At 73.3% G+C, this 26828-nt stretch carries 29 protein-coding genes and 1 riboswitch; of the genes, 16 read left to right on the top strand and 13 right to left on the bottom strand.

Going from position 1 to position 26828, the window contains the following annotated elements:
- Positions 1–43: 43 nt before the first annotated feature.
- From ACIP5O_RS11790 to ACIP5O_RS11780, 3 genes are all read left to right on the top strand, one after another.
- A complete protein-coding gene (locus ACIP5O_RS11790; protein ID WP_401291612.1) occupies positions 44–988 on the top strand; it encodes a hypothetical protein in 945 nt (314 codons plus the stop codon).
- A 216-nt stretch (positions 989–1204) separates the two neighbouring features.
- Positions 1205–2416 carry a helix-turn-helix domain-containing protein gene (locus tag ACIP5O_RS11785; RefSeq protein WP_401291609.1) on the top strand — a complete coding sequence of 404 codons (1212 nt, stop codon included), beginning with the start codon at positions 1205–1207 and terminating at the stop codon, positions 2414–2416.
- Positions 2417–2467: 51 nt separating this feature from the next.
- Positions 2468–3013: a flavoprotein gene (locus ACIP5O_RS11780; RefSeq protein WP_401291606.1), complete on the top strand. Its 546-nt coding sequence runs from the start codon at positions 2468–2470 to the stop codon at positions 3011–3013.
- A gap of 60 nt (positions 3014–3073) precedes the next feature.
- Here the strand turns inward: ACIP5O_RS11780 and ACIP5O_RS11775 are convergent, their stop codons facing one another.
- Positions 3074–4288 carry an acyl-CoA dehydrogenase family protein gene (locus ACIP5O_RS11775; protein WP_365548287.1) on the bottom strand — a complete coding sequence of 405 codons (1215 nt, stop codon included), beginning with the start codon at positions 4286–4288 and terminating at the stop codon, positions 3074–3076.
- A gap of 213 nt (positions 4289–4501) precedes the next feature.
- Here ACIP5O_RS11775 and ACIP5O_RS11770 point away from each other — a divergent pair, with 213 nt between their 5' ends.
- Positions 4502–5149: a TetR family transcriptional regulator gene (locus ACIP5O_RS11770; protein ID WP_401291602.1), complete on the top strand. Its 648-nt coding sequence runs from the start codon at positions 4502–4504 to the stop codon at positions 5147–5149.
- Positions 5150–5157: 8 nt separating this feature from the next.
- Here ACIP5O_RS11770 and def read toward each other — a convergent pair whose 3' ends face one another.
- Positions 5158–5718 (bottom strand): peptide deformylase, encoded by a 561-nt coding sequence (gene def / locus ACIP5O_RS11765; protein ID WP_356545086.1) that lies wholly within the window; start codon positions 5716–5718, stop codon positions 5158–5160.
- Positions 5719–5844: 126 nt separating this feature from the next.
- Here def and ACIP5O_RS11760 point away from each other — a divergent pair, with 126 nt between their 5' ends.
- From ACIP5O_RS11760 to ACIP5O_RS11740, 5 genes are all read left to right on the top strand, one after another.
- The gene (locus tag ACIP5O_RS11760) at positions 5845–7092 is read left to right on the top strand and encodes a MurT ligase domain-containing protein (protein WP_356545085.1); all 1248 of its coding nucleotides are present in this window, start codon (positions 5845–5847) and stop codon (positions 7090–7092) included.
- Between the two features lie 19 nt (positions 7093–7111).
- Complete coding sequence (locus tag ACIP5O_RS11755) at positions 7112–7840, top strand: type 1 glutamine amidotransferase (RefSeq protein ID WP_125667136.1); 729 nt, start codon at positions 7112–7114, stop codon at positions 7838–7840.
- A 158-nt stretch (positions 7841–7998) separates the two neighbouring features.
- Entirely contained in the window at positions 7999–9024 is a 1026-nt protein-coding gene (locus ACIP5O_RS11750; RefSeq protein WP_401291597.1) for a 6-phosphofructokinase, read from the top strand.
- A 124-nt stretch (positions 9025–9148) separates the two neighbouring features.
- Positions 9149–10099 (top strand): cytochrome c oxidase assembly protein, encoded by a 951-nt coding sequence (locus ACIP5O_RS11745; RefSeq protein WP_401291594.1) that lies wholly within the window; start codon positions 9149–9151, stop codon positions 10097–10099.
- A gap of 123 nt (positions 10100–10222) precedes the next feature.
- Positions 10223–10456, top strand: a complete 234-nt coding sequence (locus tag ACIP5O_RS11740) for a hypothetical protein (RefSeq protein ID WP_401291591.1) — start codon at positions 10223–10225, stop codon at positions 10454–10456.
- Positions 10457–10474: 18 nt separating this feature from the next.
- On the opposite strand, the gene ACIP5O_RS11735 is transcribed toward ACIP5O_RS11740, so the two are convergent.
- Positions 10475–11467, bottom strand: a complete 993-nt coding sequence (locus ACIP5O_RS11735) for a DUF3048 domain-containing protein (RefSeq protein WP_401291588.1) — start codon at positions 11465–11467, stop codon at positions 10475–10477.
- 110 nt (positions 11468–11577) lie between these two features.
- On the opposite strand from ACIP5O_RS11735, the gene ACIP5O_RS11730 reads away from it, so the two are divergent.
- Together ACIP5O_RS11730 and ACIP5O_RS11725 are read left to right on the top strand one after the other, a co-directional pair.
- Positions 11578–12318 carry a lysophospholipid acyltransferase family protein gene (locus ACIP5O_RS11730; RefSeq protein ID WP_401291585.1) on the top strand — a complete coding sequence of 247 codons (741 nt, stop codon included), beginning with the start codon at positions 11578–11580 and terminating at the stop codon, positions 12316–12318.
- A gap of 64 nt (positions 12319–12382) precedes the next feature.
- Positions 12383–13426: an NAD-dependent epimerase/dehydratase family protein gene (locus tag ACIP5O_RS11725; RefSeq protein WP_401291582.1), complete on the top strand. Its 1044-nt coding sequence runs from the start codon at positions 12383–12385 to the stop codon at positions 13424–13426.
- Positions 13427–13498: 72 nt separating this feature from the next.
- On the opposite strand, the gene ACIP5O_RS11720 is transcribed toward ACIP5O_RS11725, so the two are convergent.
- The 8 genes from ACIP5O_RS11720 to ACIP5O_RS11685 form a co-directional block, all read right to left on the bottom strand.
- Positions 13499–15079: an alpha/beta hydrolase gene (locus ACIP5O_RS11720; RefSeq protein ID WP_401291579.1), complete on the bottom strand. Its 1581-nt coding sequence runs from the start codon at positions 15077–15079 to the stop codon at positions 13499–13501.
- Between the two features lie 179 nt (positions 15080–15258).
- Positions 15259–16002, bottom strand: a complete 744-nt coding sequence (locus ACIP5O_RS11715; protein ID WP_401291955.1) for an urease accessory protein UreD — start codon at positions 16000–16002, stop codon at positions 15259–15261.
- Entirely contained in the window at positions 15999–16676 is a 678-nt protein-coding gene (ureG, locus tag ACIP5O_RS11710) for an urease accessory protein UreG (protein WP_356545070.1), read from the bottom strand. Before ureG ends, ACIP5O_RS11715 begins: the two co-directional genes overlap by 4 nt.
- Before the next feature lie 53 nt (positions 16677–16729).
- Positions 16730–17419, bottom strand: a complete 690-nt coding sequence (locus tag ACIP5O_RS11705; protein WP_401291576.1) for an urease accessory protein UreF — start codon at positions 17417–17419, stop codon at positions 16730–16732.
- Positions 17419–19140, bottom strand: coding sequence for an urease subunit alpha (locus ACIP5O_RS11700; protein WP_401291573.1), 1722 nt, complete (start codon positions 19138–19140; stop codon positions 17419–17421). The genes ACIP5O_RS11705 and ACIP5O_RS11700 overlap by 1 nt, the downstream gene beginning before the upstream one ends.
- Positions 19133–19525 carry an urease subunit beta gene (locus ACIP5O_RS11695; protein ID WP_401291570.1) on the bottom strand — a complete coding sequence of 131 codons (393 nt, stop codon included), beginning with the start codon at positions 19523–19525 and terminating at the stop codon, positions 19133–19135. Before ACIP5O_RS11695 ends, ACIP5O_RS11700 begins: the two co-directional genes overlap by 8 nt.
- 13 nt (positions 19526–19538) lie before the next feature.
- The gene (locus tag ACIP5O_RS11690; RefSeq protein ID WP_356545066.1) at positions 19539–19841 is read right to left on the bottom strand and encodes an urease subunit gamma; all 303 of its coding nucleotides are present in this window, start codon (positions 19839–19841) and stop codon (positions 19539–19541) included.
- 193 nt (positions 19842–20034) lie between these two features.
- Positions 20035–20313, bottom strand: a complete 279-nt coding sequence (locus ACIP5O_RS11685; protein WP_401291566.1) for a type II toxin-antitoxin system Phd/YefM family antitoxin — start codon at positions 20311–20313, stop codon at positions 20035–20037.
- Positions 20314–20371: 58 nt separating this feature from the next.
- Here ACIP5O_RS11685 and ACIP5O_RS11680 point away from each other — a divergent pair, with 58 nt between their 5' ends.
- From ACIP5O_RS11680 to ACIP5O_RS11670, 3 genes are all read left to right on the top strand, one after another.
- Positions 20372–20743 carry an ATP-dependent Clp protease proteolytic subunit gene (locus ACIP5O_RS11680; RefSeq protein WP_401291563.1) on the top strand — a complete coding sequence of 124 codons (372 nt, stop codon included), beginning with the start codon at positions 20372–20374 and terminating at the stop codon, positions 20741–20743.
- Positions 20744–20750: 7 nt separating this feature from the next.
- Complete coding sequence (locus ACIP5O_RS11675) at positions 20751–21047, top strand: hypothetical protein (RefSeq protein WP_401291560.1); 297 nt, start codon at positions 20751–20753, stop codon at positions 21045–21047.
- 324 nt (positions 21048–21371) lie between these two features.
- Positions 21372–21578, top strand: a riboswitch (cyclic di-AMP (ydaO/yuaA leader).
- A 3-nt stretch (positions 21579–21581) separates the two neighbouring features.
- Positions 21582–22058, top strand: a complete 477-nt coding sequence (locus ACIP5O_RS11670) for a C40 family peptidase (RefSeq protein WP_401291557.1) — start codon at positions 21582–21584, stop codon at positions 22056–22058.
- 130 nt (positions 22059–22188) lie between these two features.
- Here ACIP5O_RS11670 and ACIP5O_RS11665 read toward each other — a convergent pair whose 3' ends face one another.
- Together ACIP5O_RS11665 and ACIP5O_RS11660 are read right to left on the bottom strand one after the other, a co-directional pair.
- Positions 22189–22626, bottom strand: coding sequence for an ATP-binding protein (locus tag ACIP5O_RS11665; protein ID WP_401291554.1), 438 nt, complete (start codon positions 22624–22626; stop codon positions 22189–22191).
- A gap of 164 nt (positions 22627–22790) precedes the next feature.
- Positions 22791–24032 carry an 8-amino-7-oxononanoate synthase gene (locus ACIP5O_RS11660; protein ID WP_401291551.1) on the bottom strand — a complete coding sequence of 414 codons (1242 nt, stop codon included), beginning with the start codon at positions 24030–24032 and terminating at the stop codon, positions 22791–22793.
- Between the two features lie 182 nt (positions 24033–24214).
- Between ACIP5O_RS11660 and bioB the strand changes: the two genes are divergently transcribed.
- On the top strand, positions 24215–25549 hold the full coding sequence (gene bioB / locus ACIP5O_RS11655; RefSeq protein WP_401291548.1) for a biotin synthase BioB: 1335 nt from the start codon (positions 24215–24217) through the stop codon (positions 25547–25549).
- A complete protein-coding gene (locus ACIP5O_RS11650) occupies positions 25542–26822 on the top strand; it encodes an adenosylmethionine--8-amino-7-oxononanoate transaminase (protein WP_401291545.1) in 1281 nt (426 codons plus the stop codon). Before bioB ends, ACIP5O_RS11650 begins: the two co-directional genes overlap by 8 nt.
- Positions 26823–26828: the final 6 nt, after the last annotated feature.

Below are 26828 nucleotides of genomic sequence, written 5' to 3'. Positions count from 1 at the left end.
CCCCGCCCCGTCCCGTTCCCCTTCCGCCAGAAAGGCCTCCGCCATGCCCCTCGTCCCCACCCGCACGAAGCTGGCCACCGTCTCCGCCCTCACCGCCCTCGGCGCCTTCGCCTCCATGGGCACGGCGACCGCCGCCGTCCCCGAACTGAACGGCGGTTGGGCCCCGTCCACCCGCTGCCCCGTCGACGCCCCGGCGATGCTCGCCACCGACGGCCTCGACAGGACGCCGCAGTGCGTCGCCTCCTTCTCGCTCAGCGGCTCCATCAAGCTGGGTAAGACGACGGTGAACACCGGGAAGACCAACCTCCAGATCGGCGCCATCCAGAACGCCGACGGCACCAGCACGGTCGTCGCCCCGCCGTCCGGCGCGATCATCGCCGACTCCGCCACCGTCCCCGGCGGCCTGCTCGGCCTGATGTGTCCGAGCGACATCCCGTTCATCACCAGCATCTGCAAGCAGCTGACCGACGGGAAGCTCAACAAGATCACCGCCACCCTGGAGTCGGTCGGCACCCCCTCGGACTTCGACCAGATCGCGGGCGTCCTCACCGACCAGCCGATCGTCACCCTCCCGGTCCGGATCCACCTGGAGAACCCGTTCCTCGGCAGCAACTGCTACATCGGGACGAAGGAGAAGCCGATCCTCCTGCGCCCGCGCAACTTCACCGCGCCCGAGTTCGGCCTGGACCGCTTCAGCGCCGACGGCACCCCGAACGAGGAGGGCGACATCAGCCGCATCAACCTCCTCGGCTCCACCCAGGGCGACAACACCTTCGCCGTCCCCGGCGCCAGCGGCTGCGGCCTCGGGCTGCTCGGCCTGATCGACGGCGCGGTCAACCTCAAGACGGGCCTGCCCTCCCCCGCCGGGAAGAACAGCCTCGTCCTCAACAACACCCAGACCTACCTGACCGGCCTGTACGCGCCCGGGGTCGTCGCCCCCGACGCCGGGAAGGTCTTCTCCCAGAGCTGGCACTCCGCCGTCAAGTAACGGCCACCCAGGGGCGATTACCGGCCTAGTCGGCGGTGCGCGCCCTCCCGGGGACGCCAACTCCTGCGCAAGTTGTGTACAGCAACGAGCAGGTGTCCTAGCTTCAGCAGTCCCCGCAGGTACGCACCTGACGGCCGTGGCGGCGCCCCGTACTCCGGGCGGGGCGCCGCACCGCCGTTCCCCCACCGGTCGCGCAGAAGAGCAAGGGATCGGTCCATGCCCGCTATCGCACAGTCGCCGAGCGTCGGTGAGCCCCTCGACCCGCTGCCCCGGGAGTTCGCCGATCTGATGAGGCCGGAGATCCCCGGTCTCATCAAGGAGATCGGGGTGGAGGTCCAGCGGACCTACCCCGTGTACGCCCACCTCTTCAACGGGCCCCACTCGGACGCGATCCGCCAGGGCGTGGAGCAGGCCCTGGCGGCCTTCGTGGACCGGGTCGCCGACCCGGGGACGAACTCGGCCGTCCGCGACGAACTGCTGCGCAAGTTCGGCCGGGTGGAGGCCTACGAGGGCCGCGACCTGGACACCCTGCAGGGCGCCTACCGCCTCGGCGCCCGCATCGCGCTGCGCCGGGCCAAGAGCATCGGGCGCACGTACAACCTCTCCCCCACCCTCATCCTGGCCTTCGCGGACGCCCTCTTCGCCTACGTCGAGGAGCTGGAGGCGCTCTCCCGCGAGGGGTACGTCATGGTCCAGGGGCGCGCGATGTCGGACACGGCGGCGCTGCGCAGACAGCTCCTCCACCTCGTCCTCGCCGGTCCGCCGCTGCCCCGGACGACCATCGCCGAGCTGTGCCGGGAGTCCTCCTGGGAACTGCCCTCCGAGTGCACCATGGTCGCGTTACGGGCCCCGGTCGCCGAACTCGTCCAGGCCGGCCTCGACCGGGACGTCCTCGCCGACCTCAGCCTCCCCCAGCCGCATCTGCTCATCCCCGGCCCGCTCACCGCCGAGCGCCTCGCGATGCTCGAAGCCGCCCTGGCCGGCACCCCCGCCGTCGTCGGTCTGACCGTGCCGCCGCCGCAGGCCGCCCACTCCATCCGCTGGGCGCGGCGCGTCCTCCAGCTCATCGACGACGGCGTCGTGCCGGACGCGCCCCTGGTGCGCTGCGAGGACCACCTGACAACGTTGTGGCTGCTCTCCGACCCGGCGCTCGTCCACCACCTCGCCGCGCGCGAACTGGCCCCGCTCGACGGCCTGTCCGGCAGCCGGCGCGACCGGCTGATCGAGACCCTGCGCGTCCACGTCTCCACCCGGGCCCCGGCCGAGCAGGTCGGCGAGATGCTGGGCGTGCACGCCCAGACGGTCCGCTACCGCCTGCGGAACCTGGACAACCACTTCGGCGACCGGCTCCTCGATCCCGACCACCGCTTCGCCCTCGAAGCGGTCCTGCGCTCGCTGCACCTCCGCGACGGAAAGCGGAAGGACTGAGTCCGGACCGAGATCGTTCTCGTACGACCTCCATGTGATCGGATGGAGGTCATGAACGATCGGACCCTGTACCTGTTCAGCAGTGCCGCACCACCCGTCTTCGACGTCGCCCGGGTCGTCGAGGAGGCGCAGGCCGACGGCTGGGACGTGTGCCTCGGCCTCACGCCGACGGCCGCCCGCTGGCTCGCCGGCTCCCTCGACGGCCTCGCCGCCCTCACCGGGCACCCCGTGCGCTGGGACCACCCGTTCCCCGGCCAGCCGGACGCATGGCCGGAGCCGGACGCGATCGTGGTGGCGCCGGCCACCTTCAACACGGTCAACCGGTGGGCGCTCGGGCTCACGGACACGTGGCTCGTCGCGGTGGCGACCGAGGGCACGGGGAAGCGGATCCCCACGGCGGTGATGCCGTGCGTGAACTCCGCGTACGCCGCGCACCCCCGGTTCGACCTGTCCCTGGACATCCTGCGCGGCGCCGGGGTGCGGGTCCTGTACGGCGAGGGAGGGTTCGTGCCGTACGGGCCCGGCCCGGAGGACCCGGTGGCCTACCCGTGGCGGACCGCCCTCGACGCGGTCGCGGACGTGCTCCGGCCGGTCTGACGCGCCCACCCCGCGCCCCGGAGAGGGGTGCGGGGCGGACACGCGCTCCGGCGACCTGACTTACTTGGCGATCGTCCGGCTGATGACCAGGCGCTGGATCTCGCTGGTGCCCTCGAAGATGGTGTAGATGGCGGCGTCGCGGTGCATGCGCTCCACCGGGTACTCGCGGGTGTAGCCGTTGCCGCCGAGGATCTGGATGGCCTGGGCGGTGACCTCCTTGGCGACCTCGCTGGCGTACAGCTTGGACATGGAGCCCTCGGCCGAGGTGAAGGGCTTGCCGGCCGTCGCCATCCAGGAGGCGCGCCAGACCAGGAGGCGGGCCGCGTCGATCCGGGTGGCCATGTCGGCGAGCTGGAAGGCGACGCCCTGGTTCTCGATGATCGGGCGGCCGAACTGGACGCGGGTCTTCGCGTAGTCGAGGGCCACCTCGTACGCGGCGCGGGCGGTGCCCACGGCCATGGCGCCGACGGCGGGGCGGGAGGCCTCGAAGGTGGCCATCGCGGCGTTCTTCACTCGCTCGCCGCCCGCCTTCGCCTTCTCCCGGGCGCGGGCGAGGCGCTCGTCGAGCTTGTCCTTGCCGCCCAGGAGGCAGTGGCCGGGGATCCGGACGTCCTCCAGGACGACCTCGGCGGTGTGGGAGGCCCGGATGCCGTGCTTCTGGAACTTCTGGCCCTGGGAGAGGCCGGGGGTGTTCGGCGGCACGATGAAGGAGGCGTGGCCCTTGGAGCCGAGCTCCGGGTCGACGACGGCGACGACGACGTGGACGTTGGCGATGCCGCCGTTGGTCGCCCAGGTCTTGGTGCCGTTGAGGACCCACTCGTCCTTGGCCCCGTCGTAGACGGCCCGGGTGCGCATGGAGGCGACGTCCGAGCCGGCGTCGGGCTCGGAGGAGCAGAAGGCGGCGACCTTGACGTCGTTCGCGTCGCCGTACATCTGCGGGACCCAGGTGCCGATCTGCTCCTCGGTGCCGTTGGCGAGGACGCCGACGGCGGCGAGGCCGGTGCCGACGATGGAGAGGGCGATGCCCGCGTCGCCCCAGAAGAGCTCCTCCATCGTCATGGGGATGCCGAGGCCGGTCGGGTCGAAGAACTGCTGGGCGTAGAAGTCGAGGGAGTAGATTCCGAGCTTGGCCGCCTCCTGGATGATCGGCCAGGGGGTCTCCTCACGCTCGTCCCACTCGGCGGCGGCGGGACGCATGACGTCGGCCGCGAAGCCGTGGAGCCAGTCGCGCACCTGCTTCTGGTCCTCGTTGAGTTCGAACGTGAACTCGCCCATTTTCCCTCCCAGCATTATGTTACTTGCGGTAACAGCAGTCTGTTACCGCCGGGTAAGGACTGTCAACCTGCGCGGAGGCGGCCCGGCCCGACCGGCACCGGGACCGGACCGGGTGTTACGTTGCGACGGCCCGACAAGCACAGCACACAGCACCGCCGGACCGCCGGGCGCGGAACGGCGGGATCGAGACCGTACGGCCGGGGAGACAGGCACATGGACATCGCGCACCGGACCACCGACCAGCAGACGCCCGCCGAGCAGCGGCGGCGCGAACTGCTGGAGGCGGCGGACCGGGTGGTGCTCCGGGACGGCCCCAAGGCCTCCATGAACGCGATCGCGGCCGAGGCCGGCATCACCAAGCCGATCCTCTACCGCCACTTCGGCGACAAGGGCGGTCTCTACCGCGCCCTCGCCACCCGGCACACCGACGCGCTCCTCGACGCGCTGCGGGCCGCGCTCGACGCCCCCGCCGACCGCCGCCGCCGGGTCGAGGCCACCCTCGACACCTACCTCGCCTCGATCGAGGCGATGCCGCAGGTCTACCGCTTCCTCATGCACCCGGCCGAGGAGCCCCACCAGAACGAGCAGGGCTTCGACGTCGGCCGCCACTCGGCCCCGCTCCTCCGCCGCATGGGCGAGGAGCTCGGCCAGGTCATCGCCGAACGCGTCGACCTGGGCCCCGCCGCCGAGGCACAGGCCCGGATCTGGGGCCACGGCATCGTCGGCATGATGCACGCGGCCGGCGACTGGTGGCTCGGCGAACGCCCCTGCTCCCGCGCCGAGCTCGTCCGCAGCCTGGCCGACCTCCTCTGGGGCCGCCTGGCCGAGGCCGACGACCGCGCGGACGGACCGGGCTTCTAGGGGGTGTCTCAGCCCCGGAGCGCCGAGACCCCACCGCCCCACGGCTGCTTGCGGACCGCCCGCAGCAGACGTGATCTGCGCCACCCCGTGACGTGGTCCGCGTAGACCCCGCCCGTCAGGTGGTCGGCCTCGTGCTGGAGGCAGCGGGCGAAGAACCCCGTGCCCTCGACCCGCACCGGCGCCCCGTCCAGATCCACGCCCTCCACCACCGCGCGGTCGAACCGGGGCGTCGGGGCCTCCAGGCCCGGCAGGGAGAGACACCCTTCCGGCCCCCTGACCACGTCTCCGTCCGCCTCCACCAGGCGCGGGTTCACCACGTGCCCCAGATGGCGGACCTCCTCGTCGTCGGGGCAGTCGTACACGAAGACCCGCAGGCCCACGCCCACCTGGTTCGCCGCCAGCCCCACCCCGTTCGCCGCGTACATCGTGGCGAACATGTCCTCGACGAGCCGGGCCAGTTGGGGGCCGAAGTCGGTGACGGGCTCACAGGGCGCGTGCAGCACGGGATCGCCGAGCAGGGTCATCGCTCGGACCAGGCCGGAACTGCCGGGGATGGGGCGGTTTCGCATGCCGGTAAGGGTACGGTCCGCCGTGACCTGCCTGTTTCGTACGATCGCTCGGCGGTGCCGCTGTTCGGGCTCCTGGCCGGATCTCGATAGGCTGAGCCCGGACCGACGCGAGGAGGAACAGGAACGATGTCAGGACACCCCGGTAATCCAGAGCCGCTGTCGCCGCGCGCCAAGCTGGCCGTGACGGCGGGCAGGGCCGCGGCCGCGGTGTCGCGGGCGGCAGGGCGCGGCAGCGGATCGGTGATCGGCGGCCGGGTGGCGCTGAAGCTCGACCCCGACCTCCTCGGGCGCCTCGCCCAGCACCTGGACGTCGTCCTGGTGTCGGCGACCAACGGCAAGACGACCACGACCCGGCTGATCGCGGAGGCGCTGCGCGCCGCGGGCCCCGTCGTCTCGAACGCCCTGGGCGCGAACATGCCCGCGGGCATCACCTCGGCGCTCGCCGGCGGCTCGGAGTCCAGGTACGGCGTGATCGAGGTCGACGAGAAGTACCTCGCGGGCGTCGCCCGGGACACCACGCCCAAGGCGATCGCGCTGCTCAACCTCTCCCGCGACCAGCTCGACCGCGCCGCCGAGACCCGGATGCTCGCCGAGAAGTGGCGCGAGGGCCTCAACGGCACCAAGGCCGTGGTCATCGCCAACGCCGACGACCCGCTGATCGTGTGGGCCGCCTCCTCCTCCCCCAACGTGGTGTGGGTCGCCGCGGGCCAGGAGTGGAAGGACGACGCCTGGTCGTGCCCCGCCTGCGGCGGCGTCATGCAGCGCCCCGGCGACGACTGGTTCTGCGGCGAGTGCGGCTTCCGGCGTCCCGCGCCGAGCTGGGCGCTCAGCGGCGACCACGTGCTCGACCCGCACGGCTCGGCCTGGCCGATCCGCCTCCAGCTCCCCGGCCGCGCCAACAAGGCGAACGCCACCACCTCGGCCGCCGTCGCCGCCGTCTTCGGGGTGCCGCCGCAGGTGGCCCTGGAGCGCATGTACCAGGTGCAGGCCGTCGCCGGCCGCTACGACGTGGTCTCCTTCCAGAACCGCGACCTGCGTCTGCTCCTCGCGAAGAACCCGGCCGGCTGGCTGGAGACGTTCTCGCTCATCGACGGCCCGCCCGCCCCGGTGATCCTCTCCGTCAACGCGCGCGGCGCCGACGGCACGGACACCTCCTGGCTGTGGGACGTCGACTACGGCCGGCTCGCCGGCCACCCGATCATGGTGATCGGCGACCGCCGGCTCGACCTGGCGGTCCGCCTGGAGGTCGCGGGCGTGGACTTCCGCGTCTGCGACACCCTCGACGAGGCCGTCGCGATGGCCCCGCCCGGGCAGATCGAGCTGATCGCCAACTACACCGCCTTCCAGGACGTCCGCCGCCGCGTCGGCAACTGACCCGTAGAGGACATGCAGCATGAGTGACAGCAGCCTGCGCCTGGTCTGGGTCTACCCGGACCTGCTCAGCACCTACGGCGACCAGGGCAACGCCCTCGTCGTCGAGCGCCGCGCCCTGCAGCGCGGTCTCAGCGTCGAGCGCGTCGACGTCCGCAGCGACCAGCCGGTGCCGACCTCGGGCGACATCTACCTGATCGGCGGCGGCGAGGACCGCCCGCAGCGGCTCGCGGCCGAGCGGCTGCGGCGGGACGGCGGCCTGAGCCGGGCCGCCTCCAACGGCGCGATCATCTTCTCGGTCTGCGCCGGCTACCAGATCCTGGGCCACGAGTTCATCAACGACCTCGGCGAGCGCGAGGCCGGCCTCGGGCTCATCGACGTGATCTCGACCCGCGGCGAGGGCGAGCGGTGCGTCGGCGACGTCCTCGCGGACATCGACCCGCGCCTGGGCCTGCCCCAGCTGACCGGGTTCGAGAACCACCAGGGCATCACCCACCTCGGCCCGACGGCCCGGCCGTTCGCCCGGACCGTCCTCGGCAAGGGCAACGGCACCGGCGACGGCACCGAGGGCGCGTACAACGACACCGTCTTCGGCACGTACATGCACGGCCCCGTCATGGCCCGCAACCCGCAGATCGCGGACCTGCTCCTGAAGCTGGCCCTCGACGTGAACGCGCTGCCGCCGACGGACGACCGCTGGTACGAGGCGCTGCGCGCCGAGCGCATCGCGGCGGCCACGCAGCCCGCCTGACCGTCCCGCACGGTCCGTCCGCACCTCTCGTACGCACGTGCGCTGTCCACGGTGCGGACATCCGGTTCGGCCCCGCCACCCCGCGGCGATAGGGTGGCGGGGATCCAGCCGGACGACGTGGTCCGGGAGTCGGCCCACGTTGCAAAGGTTTTCGGGCTATGCGCATTGGCGTGCTCACCTCCGGCGGAGACTGCCCCGGTCTGAACGCTGTCATCCGGTCCGTCGTGCACCGCGCCGTGGTGGACCACGGCGACGAGGTCATCGGCTTCCACGACGGGTGGAAGGGCCTCCTGGAGTGCGACTACCGCAAGCTGGACCTCGACGCGGTGGGCGGCATCCTCGCCCGCGGCGGCACCATCCTCGGCTCCTCCCGGGTCCAGCCCGCCCATCTGGTCGACGGCGTCGAGCGCGCCCGGGGCCACGTCGCCGACCTCGGTCTCGACGCCATCATCCCGATCGGCGGCGAGGGCACCCTGAAGGCGGCGAACCTGCTCTCCGAGGCGGGCCTCCCGATCGTCGGCGTCCCGAAGACCATCGACAACGACATCGCCTCCACCGACGTCACCTTCGGCTTCGACACGGCCGTCACCGTGGCGACCGAGGCCCTCGACCGGCTGAAGACCACCGCCGAGTCCCACCAGCGGGTCCTGGTCGTCGAGGTCATGGGCCGCCACACCGGCTGGATAGCGCTGCACTCCGGCATGGCGGCCGGCGCGCACGCGATCGTCGTCCCCGAGCGCCCGTTCGACATGGACGAGCTGACCTCCCGGGTCGGCGCCCGCTTCGCGGACGGCAAGCGCTTCGCGATCGTGGTGGTCGCGGAGGGCGCGAAGCCGCGCGAGGGCTCGATGGAGTTCAAGACCGCCGGCACCGACATCTACGGGCACGAGCGCTTCACGGGCGTCGCCAACCAGCTCTCCGTGGAGCTGGAGCGGCGGCTCGGCAAGGAGGCCCGTCCGGTCATCCTCGGCCACGTCCAGCGCGGCGGGACCCCGACCGCGTACGACCGCGTCCTCGCGACCCGCTTCGGCTGGCACGCGGTGGAGGCGGCGCACCGCGGCGAGTTCGGCATGCTGACCGCGCTGCGCGGCACGGACATCACGATGGTCCCGCTGGGGCGGGCCGTGGAGACCCTCAAGACCGTCCCGGCCGACCGCTACGCCGAGGCGGAGTGCGTGCTCTGACGGCTCCCGTGCGTGACCGTACGCCCTTGCGTACGTGACACCCGCCCCCGGTCGCGATCGCGGCCGGGGGCGGTTCTAGTCTGGTGCGGACAACAAGCGCGAATCGGGCTCCAGGAGTGTACGGATGGATCACAGCGGGCACGGCATGACCACGGATCTGCCGCCGTTCACGCTGGGGCGGGGCCTGGAGTTCTCTCCCGACCTGTTCTTCCTGATCGGCTGCCTCGCGGCGCTCGGCCTGTACGGGTGGGGCGTGGCGCGGCTGCGTCGGCGCGGGGACGCCTGGCCGGTGAGCCGGACGGTGTTCTTCACGGTCGGCGTCCTCACGGTCGCGCTCGTGATGTGCACCAAGCTCAACGACTACGGCATGGTCATGTTCAGCGTGCACATGGTGCAGCACATGGTGATCTCCATGCTGTCGCCGATCCTGCTGCTGCTCGGCGCGCCGGTGACGCTCGCGCTGCGGGCGCTGCCGGTGGCGGGCCGGGGCTCGACCGGGCCGCGCGAGCTGCTCCTGAAGCTGCTGCACAGCCGGTACATGAAGGTGATCACGCACCCCGGCTTCACGATCCCGATGTTCATCGCGAGCCTGTACGCGCTGTACTTCACTCCCCTGTTCGACTTTCTGATGGGGTCGAAGCCCGGGCACATCGGGATGATGGTCCACTTCCTGATGGTCGGCGTGGTCTTCTTCTGGCCGATCATGGGCGTGGACCCGGGTCCGCACCGGCCGGGGTACGTGATGCGGATGCTGGAGCTGTTCGCGGGCATGCCGTTCCACGCCTTCTTCGGCATCGCGCTGATGATGGCCTCGGAGCCGATGGTCAAGGCGTACGAGAACCCGCCGGCCTCGCTGGGGATCGACGCGCTCACCGACCAGAACGCGGCGGGCGGCATCGCCTGGGCGTTCAGCGAGATCCCGTCCGTGCTGGTCCTCATCGCGCTCGTCTACCAGTGGTACCACTCCGAGCAGCGGCAGGCGGTCCGCAAGGACCGGGCCGCCGACCGGGACGGGGACAAGGAGCTGGAGGCGTACAACGCGTACCTGGCCTCGCTCCGGGCGCGGGGGAATTGACCCGAGGCGTTTTCCGGCGCACGCCGGAGCGTCCGGGGAGTGGCGCGCGCCCCCTCCGGCGGGTCACCATGGTCGGGACGGCTTCCGCGGCCCCGGTCGCCCCGGTCGGGAGGAGGCGGACCGATGTCCGGTCCCACGAAGACGATGACGGTGCTCACCTGCGCCGCGCTGCTGCTCACGACGGCGTACACGGTGGCGCTCGGCAGCAGCGGCTGGCTCTGGTTCGGTCTGATGGTGCTGATCGTGGTGACGATCGGGGTCGCCGCCTCGGAGAGCGGGGCGTCCGCCGCCGGTCCGCGCCGGCGCCCGCCGGAGCGCCCCGGCCCCATGGGCCCGATGGGTCCCACGGGCCTCTGACCCTTTTCGTACGCCCCCTCAGCGCGGCGCGAGGACGATCCAGACCTGCCCCGGGGCGAAGGCCAGGGGCGCGCCGTCCGGGGTGGTGAAGGACGTGCCGGACGCGGTGGAGGGCCGGGACCAGCGGGCCTCGTGGGCGCGTCCGTCGCGCAGGACGAGCGCGGTGCCCTCGCCGACGGTCTCGGTGTACGGGGAGACCGTGCCGGTCCGGTCGTGGAAGTCGGAGGGGCGGACGGTGACGCGCTGGACGACGACCGTCTCCGGGGTGAGCGGCCCGGTGTCGGTGGCGCGGGCCTCGCGGCCGTCCATGGCGACCCGCCAGGCGCGGTCGGCGGCGGACCAGGTGAAGGCGTAGCGGGCCGCCGGGTAGCGGACGGTCGAGGTGGTGGTCGGGGTGCCGTCCGGCGGGGCGGCCCCGAAGCGGAAGCCGATGGCGCGGGCGTCCCCGGCGTCCGGGGCGGCGGCGAGGGCGCGGGCGGGGCGCAGGTAGAGGTTGTGCGGGGCGGCCCGGTCCGGGGAGCGCAGGAAGGCGGCGGGCGCGGTGCTCTCGGTGACGGGGTACAGCGGCGCGGCCCGCAGCAGCGGGTTCAGGGCGGACTGCGCCCCGGAGTAGGCGAGGGCGGGCCGGCCGAAGGCGGCGAGCAGGGCGATGTCGGACTCGCGGGCGCTGCGGACGGGTCCGACGCGCTCGGGGAGGCGGGAGGAGTAGACGGCCAGGAGCCGGGTGGCGCCACCCTCGACCTGTTCGACGTAGACGAGGTCGGCCGCGCCGAGCCCGGTGTGGGGACGGGCCGCCGCCACGTTGTCGATCTTGACGGCGAGGACGGGGGCGGGTGCGGCGGGGAGGCCCGTGAAGGGCGAGCGGCCGGCGGGCGCCGTGGTGCCGGAGGGCGGGTCCGGGGCGGCCGTGCCGGAGCAGCCGTGGAGCCCGGCCGCCGTCAGCGCGCAGAGGAGCGCGGTGATGATCCGGCCGGGGCGTCTCGTTCCGTTCGTTCCGTGCCCGTTCGTCATGGTGACGCTCCCCCACCAGTGGACCACGGGCCCGCGTGCGGATACAACGGGCGTGGCGGGAAGACGAACGGATGACAGAGAGACTGTCGCACGGGCGAACGGGGTCTCGAGTGTTCTACCAGTTGATGAAGTACGTGCTCCTCGGGCCGCTGCTCAAGCTGCTGTTCCGGCCGCGGATCGAGGGCCTCGAACACGTCCCGGCGGAGGGGGCCGCGATCGTGGCGGGCAACCACCTCTCCTTCTCCGACCACTTCCTGATGCCGGCCGTCCTGGAGCGGCGGATCACCTTCCTGGCGAAGCAGGAGTACTTCACGGGGCCGGGCCTCAAGGGACGCCTGACGGCCGCCTTCTTCCGGGCCGCCGGGCAGATCCCGGTGGACCGCTCGGGCAAGGAGGCCGGGCAGGCGGCGATCCGCGAGGGCCTGTGCGTCCTCGACCGGGGCGAGTTGCTCGGCATCTATCCCGAGGGGACCCGTTCGCACGACGGGCGGCTCTACAAGGGCAAGGTGGGCGTGGCGGTGATGGCGCTGCGGGCCGGGGTGCCGGTGGTGCCCTGCGCGATGGTGGGGACCTTCGAGATCCAGCCGCCGGGGCGGGTCGTGCCGCGGATCCGCCGGGTCACCATCCGGTTCGGGGAGCCGATGGACTTCTCCCGGTTCGCCGGGCAGGAGGGCGAGAGGGCGGTGGTCCGCGCGGTCACGGACGAGATCATGTACGAGATCCTGCGCCTGTCGGGACAGGAGTACGTGGACGAGTACGCGGCGGTGGTGAAGGCCGCGGAGGCCGGGGACGGGAAGCCCGGCGGGACGCCGGACGGGGAGGCGCGGAAGTTCCCCGGCGGGGAAAGCTGAGAGCGGATCCGCGCACGGCGCAATCCCCTGGGCCCGCGCACCGGGTGGCCGTAGCGTCCGGTGCATGACCAAGGGACACGCGTTCGTGCTGGGAGCGTCGGGACAGGTGGGGCGGGCGGCCGTGCGGGCCCTCGCCGCGGACGGCTGGGAGGTGACGGCCGCCTCGCGGGGCGGCGGCAGGGACGACAGGTGGCCGGAGGAGGTCCGGTCGGTGCGGCTCGACCGGAACGAGGAGGGGGCGCTCGCGGCGGGGATCGGCGACGGCTGCGACGTGCTCGTGGACATCGTCGCGTACGACCGGGGCCACGCCCGGCAGTTGACGGGGCTCGCCGACCGGGTCGGTTCGGCGGTGGTGGTGTCGAGCGGCGCGGTCTACGAGGACGACCGGGGGCGCAGCTTCGACACCCAGGACGAGCCGGACGGCTTCCCGGCCTATCCGGTGCCGATCCCGGAGGAGTGGCCGACGGTCGCGCCGGGCGACGCCACGTACGGGACGCGGAAGATCGCCCTGGAGCGGGAACTCCTCGCGGCGGGCGGGGCGCTGCCGACGACGCTGCTGCGGGCGGGCGCGATCCACGGGCCGCACTGCCCGGGGCCGCGCGAGCTGTGGTTCGTGAAGCGGGCGCTCGACGGGCGGCCGGTGCGGGTCCTCGCGTACGGCGGGAGGTCGCGGTTCCACCCGGCGCACGTGGACAACCTCGCGGAGCTGGTCCGGCTCGCGGCGGCGAGGCCGGGGAGCCGGGTGCTCAACGGCGCGGATCCGCAGGCGCCGACGGTGGCGGAGATCGGGGCCGCGGTCGACGCGGTCCTGGGGGTGGAGAGCGAGCGGGTGCTGATCGAGAGGGCGCCGGAGGGCCCCGGGGGGCTGGTGGGGCTCACGCCGTGGACCTCGGAGCACCCGGTCGTCTACGACATGGCGGCGGCGGAGCGGGAGCTGGGCTACCGGCCGGTGGTGTCGTACGCCGACTCGCTGCCGGAGACGGTGGAGTGGCTGGCCGGACGGGTGCGGGGACGGGAGTGGCGGGAGGCGTTCCCGAACCTCGCGAAGTACGGGGTGGACTGGTTCGACTACGCGGCGGAGGACGCGTGGCTCGCGGCGCGCGGGTGACGACGGGACAGTGAGGCGGGAGGGGGCGGACCGTCGGACGGTCCGCCCCCTCTCAGCGCCGTGCCCGTGCCGTTACGGCTGCGGGGTGGCGTGCGGGGCGCAGGTCTGGTCCCTGGCGTCCAGCTTCCCGGTCAGCAGGTAGGCCTCGACCTTGGTGTTGAGGCACGGGTTGACCAGGTTGGTGATGCCGTGCGAGCCGGCGTCCCGCTCCGTGATCAGGCGCGAGCCCTTGAAGCGCTTGCGCAGCTCGACGGCGCCGTCGTACGGGGTGGCGGCGTCGCGCTCGGACTGGGTGATGAGCACCGGCGGCAGGCCCCGGTGGGTCTTCACCTCGACCGGCCGCTGCCGCGGAGCCGCCCAGGTGGCGCAGGGCAGGTTCATCCAGGCGTTGGACCAGGTCATGAACGGGTACTTCTGGTGGAGGCGGGTGTTGTCCCGGTCCCACTTCTTCCAGCTGGTCGGCCAGGGGGCGTCGGCGCACTCGACGGCGGTGTAGACGGCGTTGCCGTTCTCCGAGGAGATGTTGCCGGCCGTGTCGGTGAGGTCGGCGGCGGCCGAGTCGATCAGCGGCTGCGGGTCACCGGCGGCGTAGGCGCTCCAGGCCTCCGCGACCGGGGCCCACATGGAGTCGTAGTAGGGCGCGTTCTGGAAGAAGCCGATGAGTTCGGCCGGTCCGACCTTGCCGCCGAGGGGGTTCTTCTTGGCGGCGGCGCGCAGGACGTCCCACTGCTTGCGGACCTCGGTGTAGCTGTCGCCGAGGTGGTACGTGGCGTCGTTGCGGGCGACCCAGGTCATCCAGTCCTTGAGGCGGCCCTCGAAGGCGATGTCCTGGTCGAGGTTGGCCTCGTACCAGATCTTGTCCCGGGAGGGGTTGACGACGCTGTCGAGGACCATGCGGCGGACGTGGGTCGGGAAGAGGGTCCCGTAGACCGCGCCGAGGTAGGTGCCGTAGGAGACGCCGACGAAGTTGAGCTTCTTCTCGCCGAGGGCGGCGCGGATGACGTCGAGGTCGCGGGCGCTGTTGGGCGTGGTCATGAAGGGCAGCATGGCGCCGCTCTTCTCGGCGCAGCCGTCGGCGTACTCGGCGGCGAGCTTGCGCTGGGCGCGCTTGTCGGCCTCGCTGTCGGGGACCGGGTCGGCCTTGGGGCCCTTGACGAACTCGGTCGGGTCGACGCAGGAGATGGGGGCCGAGTGGCCGACGCCGCGCGGGTCGAAGCCGACGAGGTCGTAGGCCTTGGCGGCGCCGGCCCAGATGGCGTTCTTGGTGGTGACGCGGCGCGGGAAGCGCAGGCCGGAGGCGCCGGGGCCGCCGGGGTTGTAGAGCAGGGCGCCCTGGCGCTCGGCGGGGGTGCCGGTGGAGTCGATCCGGTCCACGGCGAGCTTGATCTTCTTGCCGTTCGGCTTGGCGTAGTCGACGGGGACGGTGACCCAGCCGCACTGGATCGGCTTCTCCAGGCCCCAGTCGGCCGGACAGTCCTGCCAGTCGATGCCCGTGGCCGCGGCCCGGGCCGCGGCCACGGCGACGCCGATCGCCTCGGCGTCCTTATGGTGCCGGTTGCTCTCGGCGTTCGCCGCCGGAGCCGCGAGCGCGCCCGCGACGAGCGTGCCCGCTATCAGCGTGCCGGCCGAGCCGAGCACTGTCGTGCGTCTCATGTGTCCTCCCCCGGTGGGGCGCCGTTTCCCGTGGTGGCGCCGGGTGTTGGTGGTCCAGGGGATCTTTTCGCCAGGGAGGCCCGGGAGGAAAGGGAGAACACGTGTTTCTTTGCCGAACCAATAACCGGAGAGCGGTGTACCGCTGAGCGGTGACCGCGGATCCGGCCGCCGGGCAGGGGTCAGAACGGGGCGAGCGCGTCCAGGGCGGTGTCGAGGAGGCGGCGCAGGGCCAGGGCGTCCGGGGCCACGGCGGTGACGAGGGCGGCGGGACCCGCGAGCGGGGCGATCACCGCGTGCTCCCCGAGCAGCCGGGTCTCCACCGGCTTCTCCTCGAACGCCGGGTCGACGACGAGGAGTTGCCCGGTGGCCCGGTGGCCGCCGAGGACCGCGCCGCCGTCCCAGCCGCCGGGGGCGCCGGGGCCGAAGGACAGCTCCTGGTCGAGCAGGGGGCGCCCGGAGCGGCGGACGGTGAGGCGGGTGGCGAGGGTGCCGGGAGGTTCGCCGTGCCGCCCGAGGACCTGCTCCTCGCGCAGCACGAGCCGGGCGGTGGGGGCGAGTTCGACGGTGGTCCGCATCCGCAGGTGCGAGCCCTCGACGGAGACCACCTGCTCGGGCAGCCAGCGGAGCACGCCGTCGTCCTCGACGTCGATCCGGACGTCGTACGCGGCGGGCCCGGGGCTCCGGCCCGGCAGGGCGAGGGTGGCGGCGGCCGAGTCGACCAGGAGCCGGGCCCCGGCCCGTACCGCCGTCTCGATCGCGAGCCGGTCGCCGCCGAGCGGGGCGCTCATCGCCCCGACGACGGTGACCCGGGTGTACGGCTCCGCCGCCCGGGTGCGGCGCAGGGCGAGCGGGCCGTCGCTCACCAGGAGCGGCAGCCCTCCGTCGGCGTCGGCGGCGATCCGGGCGGTGGCGCGCAGGCTCACGCGGTCCACGCCGCGAGCCGCGCCCGGACCCAGTCGGCGACGGGGCCGACGCCCTCCGCCGAGCGCAGGGAGGTGAAGAGGACGGGCAGCTCGCCGCGCTGCTCCTCGGCGTCGCGGGCCATCCGCTCCAGGTCGGAGCCGACGTACGGGGCGAGGTCGGTCTTGTTGACGACGAGGAGGTCGGCGGTGGTGACGCCGGGGCCGCCCTTGCGGGGGATGTCGTCGCCGCCGGCGACGTCGATGACGAAGACCTGGGCGTCGACGAGGCCCTTGGAGAAGGTGGCGGTGAGGTTGTCGCCGCCGGACTCAACGAGGATGAGGTCGAGCGGCCCGACGGCGTCCTCCAGCTCCTCGACGGCTTCGAGGTTGGCGGAGATGTCGTCGCGGATGGCGGTGTGCGGGCAGGCGCCGGTCTCCACGGCGCGGATGCGCTCGGGCGGCAGGACGGCCTCGCGGAGCAGGAACTCTGCGTCCTCGCGGGTGTAGATGTCGTTGGTGACGACGGCGAGGGAGAGGGTGTCGCGCAGGGCGCGGCAGAGGGCGGCGACGGTGGCGGTCTTGCCGGAGCCGACCGGCCCGCCGAGCCCGACGCGCAGGGCGCGGCGGGTGCCGTCGGGGCGGTGGGCGTCGGCGGAGACGGCGCCGTGGTGGGCGTGGGCGTGGTCGAGGTGCACGGGGCGGCTCCGGGGTGGTCGTGTGTCACGGAAAGGGACGGGGTGCCGGGGCGTCAGGACGCGAAGAGGCGGACCGGCCAGGACGCGTGCTGTTCGGCGGTGAGGTCGAGCAGGGGCGCGGAGGCGGCCGGCAGGGCGTCCACCCCGTCCCGGGCGGCGGCCGCCGCCCGCTCGGCGACCCGGTCCATGTCGGGGGCGAGGCGGGCGAGGACGGCGGTGGCCCGGTAGGGATCGAGGCCGAGGAGGCGCACCACCGCGGTCGCGGGACCGCCGACCGTCTCGTACGCCACGCAGTGCGCCGCGTCCTCGGGGCCGAGTCCGGCGGCCCGGGCGGCGGCGCCGAGGACGACGGGCTGGTGGGCGCCGCGCGGGAAGGCGGCCGCGAGCGCGTCGAGTCCGGGGTCGGGCCAGGCGGCGCGGGCGGCCCGCATCATCTGGCGGCCGAGCCTGCGGGCGGCGGCGCGCAGGGCGGGCGAGGGGGTGCGGGCGTCGGCCGCCGCGTCGAGCGCGTACGGGTCGAGCCCGTGCGCGGCTCCGGCGGCGAGTCCGGCGGAGGTGAGGCCCGTGGTGTGCAGGCGCCCCCGGCAGAAGGCCTCCAGGTCGTCGGCGTCCTTGATCCGGCCGGCCTTGACCGCGGCCTCGGCGCCTCCGGAGTGGGCGTGTCCGCCGGCGGGGAACCGCCCGTCGGCGAGCACGAGCAGGGCCGAGCGCGTCCCCGCCCGCATCTCCGTTCGCGTCCCCATCAGAAGAGGAAGTAGCGCTGGGCCATGGGCAGTTCGGCGGCGGGAGCGGGCTCGACCGCCTCGCCGTCGATGGTCACCGTGAACGTGTCCGCGTCGACCTCGACCCGGGGCAGCGCGTCGTTCTCGCGCATGTCGGCCTTGGTGACACGCCGGGTGTTCCCGATGGCGGTGAACTCCTTTTGCACGCCCAGGCGTTGCGGAAGGTCGTCCTCGATCGCCGCCTCCGCGACGAAGTTGAACGAGCCGGCCGCGGCGGCCTTGCCGAGCGCGCCGAACATCGGCCGGGGCAGGATCGGCTGGGGCGTGGGGATGGAGGCGTTGGCGTCGCCCATCTGCGCGTGGGCGATCTGGCCGCCCTTCATGACGAGGAGCGGCTTCACGCCGAAGAAGGCGGGCTCCCAGAGCACCAGGTCGGCGAGCTTCCCGGGCTCGACGGAGCCGATGAGGTGGTCCATGCCCTGAGCGACGGCCGGGTTGATCGTGTACTTGGCGACGTAGCGGCGCGCCCGGTGGTTGTCGGCGCGGCCGTCGCCGGGCAGGGCGCCGCGCCGCTTCTTCATGACGTGGGCGGTCTGCCAGGTCCGCATGACGACCTCGCCGATCCGGCCCATGGCCTGGGAGTCGGAGGAGATGATCGAGAGGGCGCCGAGGTCGTGCAGGACGTCCTCGGCGGCGATGGTGGAGGGCCGGATGCGGGACTCCGCGAAGGCGAGGTCCTCGGGGACGGCCGGGTTGAGGTGGTGGCAGACCATCAGCATGTCGAGGTGTTCCTCGATGGTGTTGACGGTGTGCGGCCGGGTCGGGTTGGTGGAGCTGGGCAGGACGTACGGCTCGGAGACGACCGTGATGATGTCGGGGGCGTGCCCGCCGCCCGCGCCCTCGGTGTGGTACGCGTGGACGGTGCGGCCGGCGATGGCGGCGAGGGTGTCGCCGACGAAGCCGGCCTCGTTCAGGGTGTCGGTGTGGATGGCGAGCTGGGCGCCCGTCTCCTCGCACACGGTCAGGCAGGCGTCGATGACGGCCGGGGTGGCGCCCCAGTCCTCGTGGATCTTGAACCCGAGGGCCCCGCCGCGCAGTTGGGAGTGCATGGCCTCGCGGGACATGGTGTTGCCCTTGCCGAGGAGGCCGATGTTGACGGGGAAGGTGTCGAGCGCCTCGAACATCCGGGCCAGGTGCCAGGGGCCGGGGGTGACGGTGGTCGCCTTGGTGCCCTCGGCGGGTCCGGTGCCGCCGCCGACGAGGGTGGTGACGCCGGTGGCGAGGGCCTGTTCGACGACGGTCGGCGAGATGAAGTGGACGTGGGCGTCGACGGCTCCGGCGGTGACGATCCGCCCGTTGCCGACGACGATCTCGGTCTCGGGGCCGATCACGAGGCCGGGGTGGACGCCGTCCATGGTGTCGGGGTTGCCGGCCTTGCCGAGGGCGGTGATCCGTCCGTCCCGGATGCCGATGTCGGCCTTGACGATCCCCCAGTGGTCGATGACCACGGCGCCGGTGATCACGGTGTCGGGGGCGCCCTCGGCGCGGGTGGTGCGGGCCTGCCCCATGGACTCGCGGACGACCTTGCCGCCGCCGAAGACGGCCTCCTCGCCGGCGCGTCCGGGGCCGCCGGAGCGGTCCTCCTCGATCTCCACGAGGAGGTCGGTGTCGGCGAGGCGGATCCGGTCGCCGGTGGTGGGTCCGAACAGGTCGGCGTATACGGCGCGGTGCAGCTCAGGCACGGGGGTCTCCGTTCGCCCCGGCGGGGGTCGCGTCGGTGCTCGGGGCGGTCTCGGCGTCGAGCGGGCCGGCGGTCCGCGCGTCGAGCGGGCCGGCGGTCTCGCCGCGCAGTCCGGGCACGATCCGGCGGCCGGCGATCGGGACGAGTTCGACCTCGACGGGGATGCCGGGCTCGAAGCGGACGGCGGTTCCGGCGGCGATGTGCAGCCGCCGCCCGTGCGCGGCGGCGCGGTCGAACTCCAGGCCGGGGTTGACCTCGGCGAAGTGGTAGTGGGAGCCGACCTGGACGGGCCGGTCGGCGGCGTTGAGCACGGTGAGGCGGGTGACGGGGCGCCCCTCGTTGAGGGCGACGGGACCGTCCGCGTAAAAGATCTCTCCGGGGATCATCCGCGGCGCCCGCTCAGACGATGGGGTCGTGGACGGTGACGAGCTTGGTGCCGTCCGGGAAGGTGGCCTCGACCTGGACGTCGTGGATCATCTCGGGGATGCCGTCCATGACGTCGTCGCGGGTGAGCACCTTGCGGCCGGAGGCCATCAGCTCGGCGACGGTCCGGCCGTCGCGGGCGCCCTCCAGGATGTGGGAGGTCAGGAGGGCGACGGCCTCGGGGTGGTTGAGCCGTACGCCCCGGGCCCGGCGCTTCTCGGCCACGTCCGCCGCCACATGGATGAGCAGGCGTTCCTGCTCGTGCGGGCTCAGTTGCACTCTTCCACCTCACAGTCGTCGACCGGGACGGCACCCGGACAGCTGCGGACCCTACCGACCGTCAACACTCTGTTGAACTGCCTGGATGCGGCCCGCGGCGAGACATTGCACGTTAGGGCGGAAGTTTTTCCGGCTCGTTAACTCCGGCTTTGCGTTCTCATGATCATCCGATCGCTGACGCCCCGGCGAGGCCCTACGGGGCGCCGGGCTCGCGGTGGCGGGCGGCGAGGCCGAAGTGCCCCTGTTCGCCGGGAACGGAGTCGGCGGAGCGGAAGCCGGAGACCGATCGGACCACCCGCTCCTCCTCCGGCCGCGCCGCCGCTTCGAGTTCCTCCAGGTCGGCGGCGGACACCAGGGCGACGAGGGGCTTGCCGTGGCGGGTGACGACGACGCGTTCACCGCCGTACACGACGCGGTTGATGAGGTCCGCGAGCTCGGCTCGCGCTTGCGTCACCGGGATCTCGTAGGTCATGCTCCTCATCTTACGGCCTGTACGTCCTGTACATTTTTTACAGAGGGAGGCACCCGTCATGGACGCTCGACACGTCCCGCCCGAGTCCACGGAGCGGACGGGCTTCGGGACCCGGACCCTCGATCCGTACGCGAAGCCGCCGGAGTCCCGGATCGTCCTCCTCGGCGCCCGGGTCACGCTCCGGCGGCCCGCCGCGGAAGAGCCGTCGCGGGGCCGGACGAGCGACCCGGACATCCAGGCCCGCGAACTGCTCCGCCGGCGCGCCCTGGTGACCGGACTGCTCGCCGAGCACACCGGACGGAGCGGCGAGCGGGTCGAAGCCGACCTCGACCGCCTCACGGTCCTGGACGCCCCGGCCGCGGTCGAGTACGGGCTGGTGGACCACGTGATCACGAGCCGGCGCGCCGCGGCCGGCGGCGCGGCGCGGTGAGCGGGCCGTGGTTCCCGAACTGCCGCCGCTGCCGGCCCTGACGCGGGCCGAGGGCGAGCTGATCGACGCGTACCTCGCGGCCGTCGACCTCCTGGGGAAGATCAATCCATCCAGAAGTACGCATACCTATGGGGCCCTGAGGGCGGCTCAGGCCCTGGTGGGGCGCGCGGAGGAGCTGCGCGAGGCCCTGGCGCTCATGCACGCGCGGGGCGAGAGCGAGGTCCACGCGGACACCCTGACGCGCGCCCTGCGGGTGTTGGACGGGGAGCGGCGGGCCGACCGGGTCACGCTCCCCCGGACCTGACGGAGTTGACATTCCGGCATGTCGTGTCGAGGGCCGGACGGCCGACAGCCGCGCCGGAAGCACTCGTCCGTTCGGTTGAGTCGACGAGTCGACTTATGGCTCGGGCGAGTTGCGCACCGGGTGCACACATCTGGCCGAATCGGGCGTTCCTTTGCTGGTGCGGGGCCCGTCGGCGAAACCTCCGACGATCACGAAAGCATCCTGTCCACCCGAATGGATCAGTCGTGAGGACTCTCACATATCGCTGTTTCCACTCGGATTTCGACCAAGCTGTGGGGCAAGATCCCTGCCGACGACAAGCCCCCGCCATCCGAGGCGGGGCGGTCCGGGCGGACGCCGAGTCCTGCCGCCGTCCCGGACGTCTGGTCGACAGGATTGGATCGGCAGGAGTGGAGGACCCGAGCAGTACGGGCCGTACGCGCTGTTTCCGCAGCGGGGTCGGCCCTTGGGGTGAAGCCGCAGCCGCGGCCGGGCATCTTCGCCTGCCCGAACCCGACAGGTCATCCTTCACAGGCGGCTGACGAAGGGTTGCGCATGACTGCGCAGATGCACGTCCCGTCCCTGCTGTCCCGGGCCGGAGCCGTCTCGGCTCTCACCCTCGCCGCCGTCGGCGGCACGCTGCTCGCGCCGGGCGCGGCACCGGAGGCCCAGGCGGTGACCTCGCACGCGAACAAGGCGCTGAGCGTCGCCGCCTCCAAGAAGGGGGCGCCGTACCGCTACGGGGCCACGGGCCCCTCCCGGTTCGACTGCTCGGGCCTGACGCTCTACGCGTACAAGAAGGCGGGCAAGTCGCTGCCCCGCACCGCGCAGCAGCAGTACAACAAGACCCGGCACGTCTCGGCCGGCAGCCGGCAGAAGGGGGACCTGGTCTTCTTCCACTCCGGCGGGAAGGTCTACCACGTGGGCATCTACGCCGGGAGCGGCAAGATCTGGCACTCGCCCAAGACGGGCTCCTGGGTGAAGCTCGACAAGATCTGGTCCTCGAAGGTCTACTACGGACGCGTCCGGTGACCCCGCCCGGGCGCTGACCGGGCGCCCTGGAGGACGCCGGGGGGGTGCGGTGGCGCCGCCGCACCCGAACCGCCGCCCTGAAGAATGCCGGTCGCCGGACAGGCCCCCCGGCAGCCCGGCCGGACAGGTCCTAACAGCCCACCGGTGCGACCGCCTTCCACGGCAGGACGATGCCGACCGTCTTGCCGCCGTCCGCGGTCGGGGTCACCGAGAGGCGGCCGCCGGACTCCGCCGCCAGGGAGCGGACGATGACCATGCCGCGCCCGTTGTCCTGCTGGACCGCCGCCGGGAGGCGGCGGGGGCGGCGCGGATGGCTGTCCGTGACGCCGACGTGGAGCTGCTCGCCGCGCTCCAGGCGGACGTCCACCGTGAAGGTGGGCGACTGGCCGAAGGTGTGCAGGACGGCGTTGGTGGCCAGTTCCGAGACGATCAGACGGACCGCGTCCGCCTGGTCGGAGAACTCGTCGAGGCCCCAGTCGGTGAGGACCTCCGCGACGTACCGCCGGGCGGTGGGGACCGAGGCGGGCTCGCTCGGCAGGGTGACGGATGCTTCCTGATGGTCTGCCATGGCGAACTCTGTCCCTTTCCCGCCGGGGCCGCTGCCCCGGATCTCGCACTGCGCGTCAGAGTCCCACCGATGGTGCCGCGCCGTACGGGGTTCCACCAGGGAAGGGCCCGTCTGTCGCCCGAAGCGGTGAACCGTACGACGTGTGAACGCCCCCGGCCCGTACGTCAGACGGCGGGCGCGGTCCGCAGGACCGTCTCCACGGCCCGGTCGATCTGCGCGTCCGTCAGGTCGGCGCGTGCCGTGAGGCGCAGGCGCGAGACGCCGTCGGGGACGGACGGGGGCCGGAAGCAGCCGACCGCCAGGCCCTGTTCCCGGCAGTCCGCCGCCCAGCGCAGCGCCGCCTCCGGGGAGGGGGCGCGGACCGAGACCACGGCCGCGTCGGGCCGGGCCGCCGTCAGACCGGCCGCGGTCAGCCGCTCGTACAGGCCGGTGGCGACGGTGCGGACCCGCCCGGCGAGCCCCGGTTCGGCCGCGATCAGGCGCAGGCTCGCGAGGGCGCCGCCGACGGCGGCCGGGGCGAGGCCGGTGTCGAAGATGAAGGTGCGGGCGGCGTTCACCAGGTGCTCGATCACCCGGGCCGGGCCGAGGACCGCACCGCCCTGGCTGCCCAGGGACTTGGAGAGGGTCAGGGTGGCGATCACGTCCTCGTCGCCCGCGAGCCCGGCGCCGTGCGACGCGCCCCGGCCGCCGTCGCCGAGGACGCCGAAGCCGTGGGCGTCGTCCACGACGAGCCCGGCGCCGTGCGCGCGGCAGGCGGCGGCGAGTTCCGCGAGCGGGGCCCGGTCGCCGTCGACGGAGAAGACGGAGTCGCTGACGACGAGGGCCCGGCGCCCGGGGTGCGCCTCCAGGGTCTTCCGTACGGCCCCGGGGTCGGCGTGCGGGACGACGGCGGTCTCGGCGCGCGCCAGGCGGCAGCCGTCCACCAGGGAGGCGTGGTTGGCGGCGTCCGAGACGATCAGGGAGTCCCGGCCGCCGAGCGCGGTGAGCACGGCGAGGTTGGCGGCGTAGCCGGAGGAGAAGACGAGGGCCGCCTCGAAGCCGCAGAAGGCGGCGAGTTCGCGCTCCAGGTCGGTGTGGAGCAGGGTGGTGCCGGTGACGAGCCGGGAGCCGGTGGCGCCGGCCCCCCAGCGCCGGGCCGCCTCGGCCGCCGCCCCGGTGACCTCGGGCCTGCGGGTGAGGCCCAGGTAGTCGTTGCCCGCCAGGTCGAGGAGGTCCGACTCGGCCGCCCGGGGCCGCAGCGTGCGGACGAGGCCGGCGTCGGCCCGGCGGCGCGCCTCGGCGTCGGTCCAGTCGAAGGCGGTGCGGCGCGGAGCCGCGGCCGCCCGCGCGTCGTCGGCCCGCGTGTCGGCGGCCCGCGTGTCGTCCGCCCGTCCGTCGGCGGCCTGTGCGTCGTCGGCCTGTGGCATGCGGGATCCTCCGTCGGCGCCCTCGCCGGCCGGTCGGCCGGTCGGCGGCTTTTGTAGGCAGCGCACAGACCCTAACCGCAGGAGAACGGGATCGTGGTGTGGTCATCCACACACCCCGAACGGCGCCGTTTGTTCGGATCCTCCTTGGCCCGGGGGCGGGCGGTAGGCCAGGATCAGCGGTTATGGACCTGCTGAACACGCTGGTGGAGAAGGGGCTGCGGCGCGAGCCGCCGACCCGTGAAGAAGCGCTCGCCGTCCTGGCGACCTCCGACGACGAACTGCTCGATGTGGTGGCCGCGGCCGGCAAGGTGCGCCGTCAGTGGTTCGGGCGGCGGGTGAAGCTCAACTACCTGGTCAACCTCAAGTCCGGCCTGTGCCCCGAGGACTGCTCGTACTGTTCGCAGCGGCTCGGCTCCAAGGCGGAGATCCTCAAGTACACCTGGCTGAAGCCGGACGAGGCGTCCCGGGCCGCCGCGGCGGGCGTCGCGGGCGGCGCCAAGCGGGTGTGCCTGGTGGCGAGCGGGCGCGGTCCGACGGACCGGGACGTGGAGCGGGTCGGCAGGACCATCGAGGCCATCAAGGAGGAGAACGAGGGCGTCGAGGTGTGCGCCTGCCTCGGTCTGCTCTCGGACGGCCAGGCGGAGCGGCTGCGGGAGGCCGGCGCCGACGCGTACAACCACAACCTGAACACCTCCGAGGCGACGTACGGGGGGATCACCAAGACCCACACGTACGCCGACCGGGTGGACACCGTGCAGAAGGCGCACGCGGCGGGCCTGTCGGCCTGTTCGGGCCTGATCGCGGGCATGGGCGAGGCCGACGAGGACCTGGTCGACGTCGTGTACGCGCTGCGGGAGCTGGGCTCGGACTCGGTGCCGGTCAACTTCCTCATCCCGTTCGAGGGCACCCCGCTCGCCAAGGAGTGGAACCTGACCCCGCAGCGCTGTCTGCGGATCCTGGCGATGGTCCGCTTCGTCTGCCCCGACGTCGAGGTGCGGATCGCCGGCGGCCGCGAGGTGCACCTGCGCTCGATGCAGCCGCTCGCGCTGCACATCGCGAACTCGATCTTCCTGGGCGACTACCTCACCAGTGAGGGCCAGGCCGGCCAGGCCGACCTGGACATGATCGCGGACGCGGGCTTCGAGGTGGAGGGCACGGGCACGCCCACCCTGCCCGCGCACCGCGCGGACGCGCTCGCGGCGGCCGGCGGCGGTTGCGGTTCGGGCGCGGGCGCGCAGACCGGCGGCGGTTGCGGTTCGCACGCCCCGGCGGAGAGCGGCGCGGCGGAGGGCGGCGCGGGCTGCGGTTCGCACGCGTCGGCCGAGGGCGGTGCGGCCGGGGGCGGTGCGGGCTGCGGCTCGCACTCCGGTGGCGGCTGCGGTCCCTGCGGCGGACACGCCCCGGTCCCGGAGCCCGCCGAGGCCCCGGCCGCCGAGGCCGCGCCGGGCGGGGCCCGGACCGATCTGGTGGCGGTGCGCCGCCGGGGAGCCGGGACGGACCTCGCGCCGAATGCGTAACGACGAGCTCCTCGCCCTGGACCGGGCGCACGTCTGGCACCCGTACGGCCCCATGCCGGGCCGCGCGGAGCCGCTGGTCGTCGCGTCCGCGTCCGGGGTGCGCCTCCGGCTCGCCGAACCCGCCGAGGGGCGGGCCGAGTTGATCGACGGCATGTCCTCGTGGTGGTCGGCGGTCCACGGCTACAACCACCCCGTCCTCAACGAGGCGGTGCGCGGCCAGCTCGACCGGATGAGCCACGTCATGTTCGGCGGGCTCACCCACGAGCCGGCCGTCCGCCTCGCGAGCCGGCTCGTGGAGATCACCCCCGAGCCGCTGCGGCACGTCTTCCTCAGCGACTCGGGCTCGGTCTCCGTCGAGGTGGCGGTCAAGATGTGCCTGCAGTACTGGCGTTCGCTCGGGCGCCCCGAGAAGCGGCGGCTCTTCACCTGGCGCGGCGGCTACCACGGGGACACCTGGCAGCCGATGTCGGTGTGCGACCCCGAGGGCGGGATGCACGAGCTGTGGACCGGGGTCCTCCAGCCGCAGGTCTTCACGGACGCCCCGCCGGCCGCCTACGAGGAGTCGTACGCCGAGCTGCTGCGGGCCTCGATCGGGCGGCACGCGCACGAGCTGGCCGCGGTGGTCGTGGAGCCGGTGGTGCAGGGCGCGGGCGGGATGCGCTTCCACGACCCGGGCTATCTGCGGGTGCTGCGGGAGGCCTGCGACGAGCACGGCGTGCTGCTGGTGTTCGACGAGATCGCGACCGGGTTCGGGCGCACGGGCACACTGTTCGCGGCCGACGCGGCCGGGGTCTCCCCCGACGTGATGTGCATGGGCAAGGCGCTGACGGGCGGTTACCTGTCGATGGCCGCGACGCTCTGCACGGGCCGGGTGGCCGACGGGATCTCGCGGGGCGAGGTGCCGGTCCTGGCGCACGGGCCGACGTTCATGGGGAACCCGCTGGCCTCGGCGGTGGCCCTGGCCTCGATCGACCTGCTGCTCTCGCGGGACTGGCAGGTCGAGGTCAAGCGGATCGAGGCCGGGCTGCGCGAGGGGCTCGCCCCGGCGGCCGCCCTGCCGGGCGTCCGGGACGTGCGGGTGCTCGGCGCGATCGGGGTCGTCCAGCTCGACCACGAGGTCGACATGGCGGCGGCGACGCGCGCGGCGGTCCGGGAGGGCGTGTGGCTGCGCCCGTTCCGGGACCTGATCTACACGATGCCGCCGTACGTGACCGGCGACGAGGACGTGGCCCGGATCTGCGCGGCGGTACGGGCCGCCGCGGCGGCGGGCTGAACGGAA

Source organism: Streptomyces sp. NPDC088915, assembly GCF_044749825.1.
Classification (GTDB): Bacteria; Actinomycetota; Actinomycetes; order Streptomycetales; family Streptomycetaceae; genus Streptomyces.
This window is presented reverse-complemented; position numbering and strand designations above follow the sequence as displayed.

Coding starts and splice junctions, on each gene's coding strand:
- ACIP5O_RS11670 (WP_401291557.1), top strand. CDS start 21,582: ATGACTGCGCAGATGCACGTCCCGTCCCTGCTGTCCCGGGCCGGAGCC.
- def (WP_356545086.1), bottom strand. CDS start 5,718: ATGCGAAACCGCCCCATCCCCGGCAGTTCCGGCCTGGTCCGAGCGATG.
- bioB (WP_401291548.1), top strand. CDS start 24,215: ATGGACCTGCTGAACACGCTGGTGGAGAAGGGGCTGCGGCGCGAGCCG.
- ACIP5O_RS11750 (WP_401291597.1), top strand. CDS start 7,999: ATGCGCATTGGCGTGCTCACCTCCGGCGGAGACTGCCCCGGTCTGAAC.
- ACIP5O_RS11680 (WP_401291563.1), top strand. CDS start 20,372: ATGGACGCTCGACACGTCCCGCCCGAGTCCACGGAGCGGACGGGCTTC.
- ACIP5O_RS11735 (WP_401291588.1), bottom strand. CDS start 11,467: ATGACGAACGGGCACGGAACGAACGGAACGAGACGCCCCGGCCGGATC.
- ACIP5O_RS11740 (WP_401291591.1), top strand. CDS start 10,223: ATGTCCGGTCCCACGAAGACGATGACGGTGCTCACCTGCGCCGCGCTG.
- ACIP5O_RS11760 (WP_356545085.1), top strand. CDS start 5,845: ATGTCAGGACACCCCGGTAATCCAGAGCCGCTGTCGCCGCGCGCCAAG.
- ACIP5O_RS11790 (WP_401291612.1), top strand. CDS start 44: ATGCCCCTCGTCCCCACCCGCACGAAGCTGGCCACCGTCTCCGCCCTC.
- ACIP5O_RS11705 (WP_401291576.1), bottom strand. CDS start 17,419: ATGGGGACGCGAACGGAGATGCGGGCGGGGACGCGCTCGGCCCTGCTC.
- ACIP5O_RS11775 (WP_365548287.1), bottom strand. CDS start 4,288: ATGGGCGAGTTCACGTTCGAACTCAACGAGGACCAGAAGCAGGTGCGC.
- ACIP5O_RS11695 (WP_401291570.1), bottom strand. CDS start 19,525: ATGATCCCCGGAGAGATCTTTTACGCGGACGGTCCCGTCGCCCTCAAC.
- ACIP5O_RS11785 (WP_401291609.1), top strand. CDS start 1,205: ATGCCCGCTATCGCACAGTCGCCGAGCGTCGGTGAGCCCCTCGACCCG.
- ACIP5O_RS11770 (WP_401291602.1), top strand. CDS start 4,502: ATGGACATCGCGCACCGGACCACCGACCAGCAGACGCCCGCCGAGCAG.
- ACIP5O_RS11665 (WP_401291554.1), bottom strand. CDS start 22,626: ATGGCAGACCATCAGGAAGCATCCGTCACCCTGCCGAGCGAGCCCGCC.
- ACIP5O_RS11685 (WP_401291566.1), bottom strand. CDS start 20,313: ATGACCTACGAGATCCCGGTGACGCAAGCGCGAGCCGAGCTCGCGGAC.
- ACIP5O_RS11755 (WP_125667136.1), top strand. CDS start 7,112: ATGAGTGACAGCAGCCTGCGCCTGGTCTGGGTCTACCCGGACCTGCTC.
- ACIP5O_RS11745 (WP_401291594.1), top strand. CDS start 9,149: ATGGATCACAGCGGGCACGGCATGACCACGGATCTGCCGCCGTTCACG.
- ACIP5O_RS11780 (WP_401291606.1), top strand. CDS start 2,468: ATGAACGATCGGACCCTGTACCTGTTCAGCAGTGCCGCACCACCCGTC.
- ACIP5O_RS11650 (WP_401291545.1), top strand. CDS start 25,542: ATGCGTAACGACGAGCTCCTCGCCCTGGACCGGGCGCACGTCTGGCAC.
- ACIP5O_RS11725 (WP_401291582.1), top strand. CDS start 12,383: ATGACCAAGGGACACGCGTTCGTGCTGGGAGCGTCGGGACAGGTGGGG.
- ACIP5O_RS11660 (WP_401291551.1), bottom strand. CDS start 24,032: ATGCCACAGGCCGACGACGCACAGGCCGCCGACGGACGGGCGGACGAC.
- ACIP5O_RS11720 (WP_401291579.1), bottom strand. CDS start 15,079: ATGAGACGCACGACAGTGCTCGGCTCGGCCGGCACGCTGATAGCGGGC.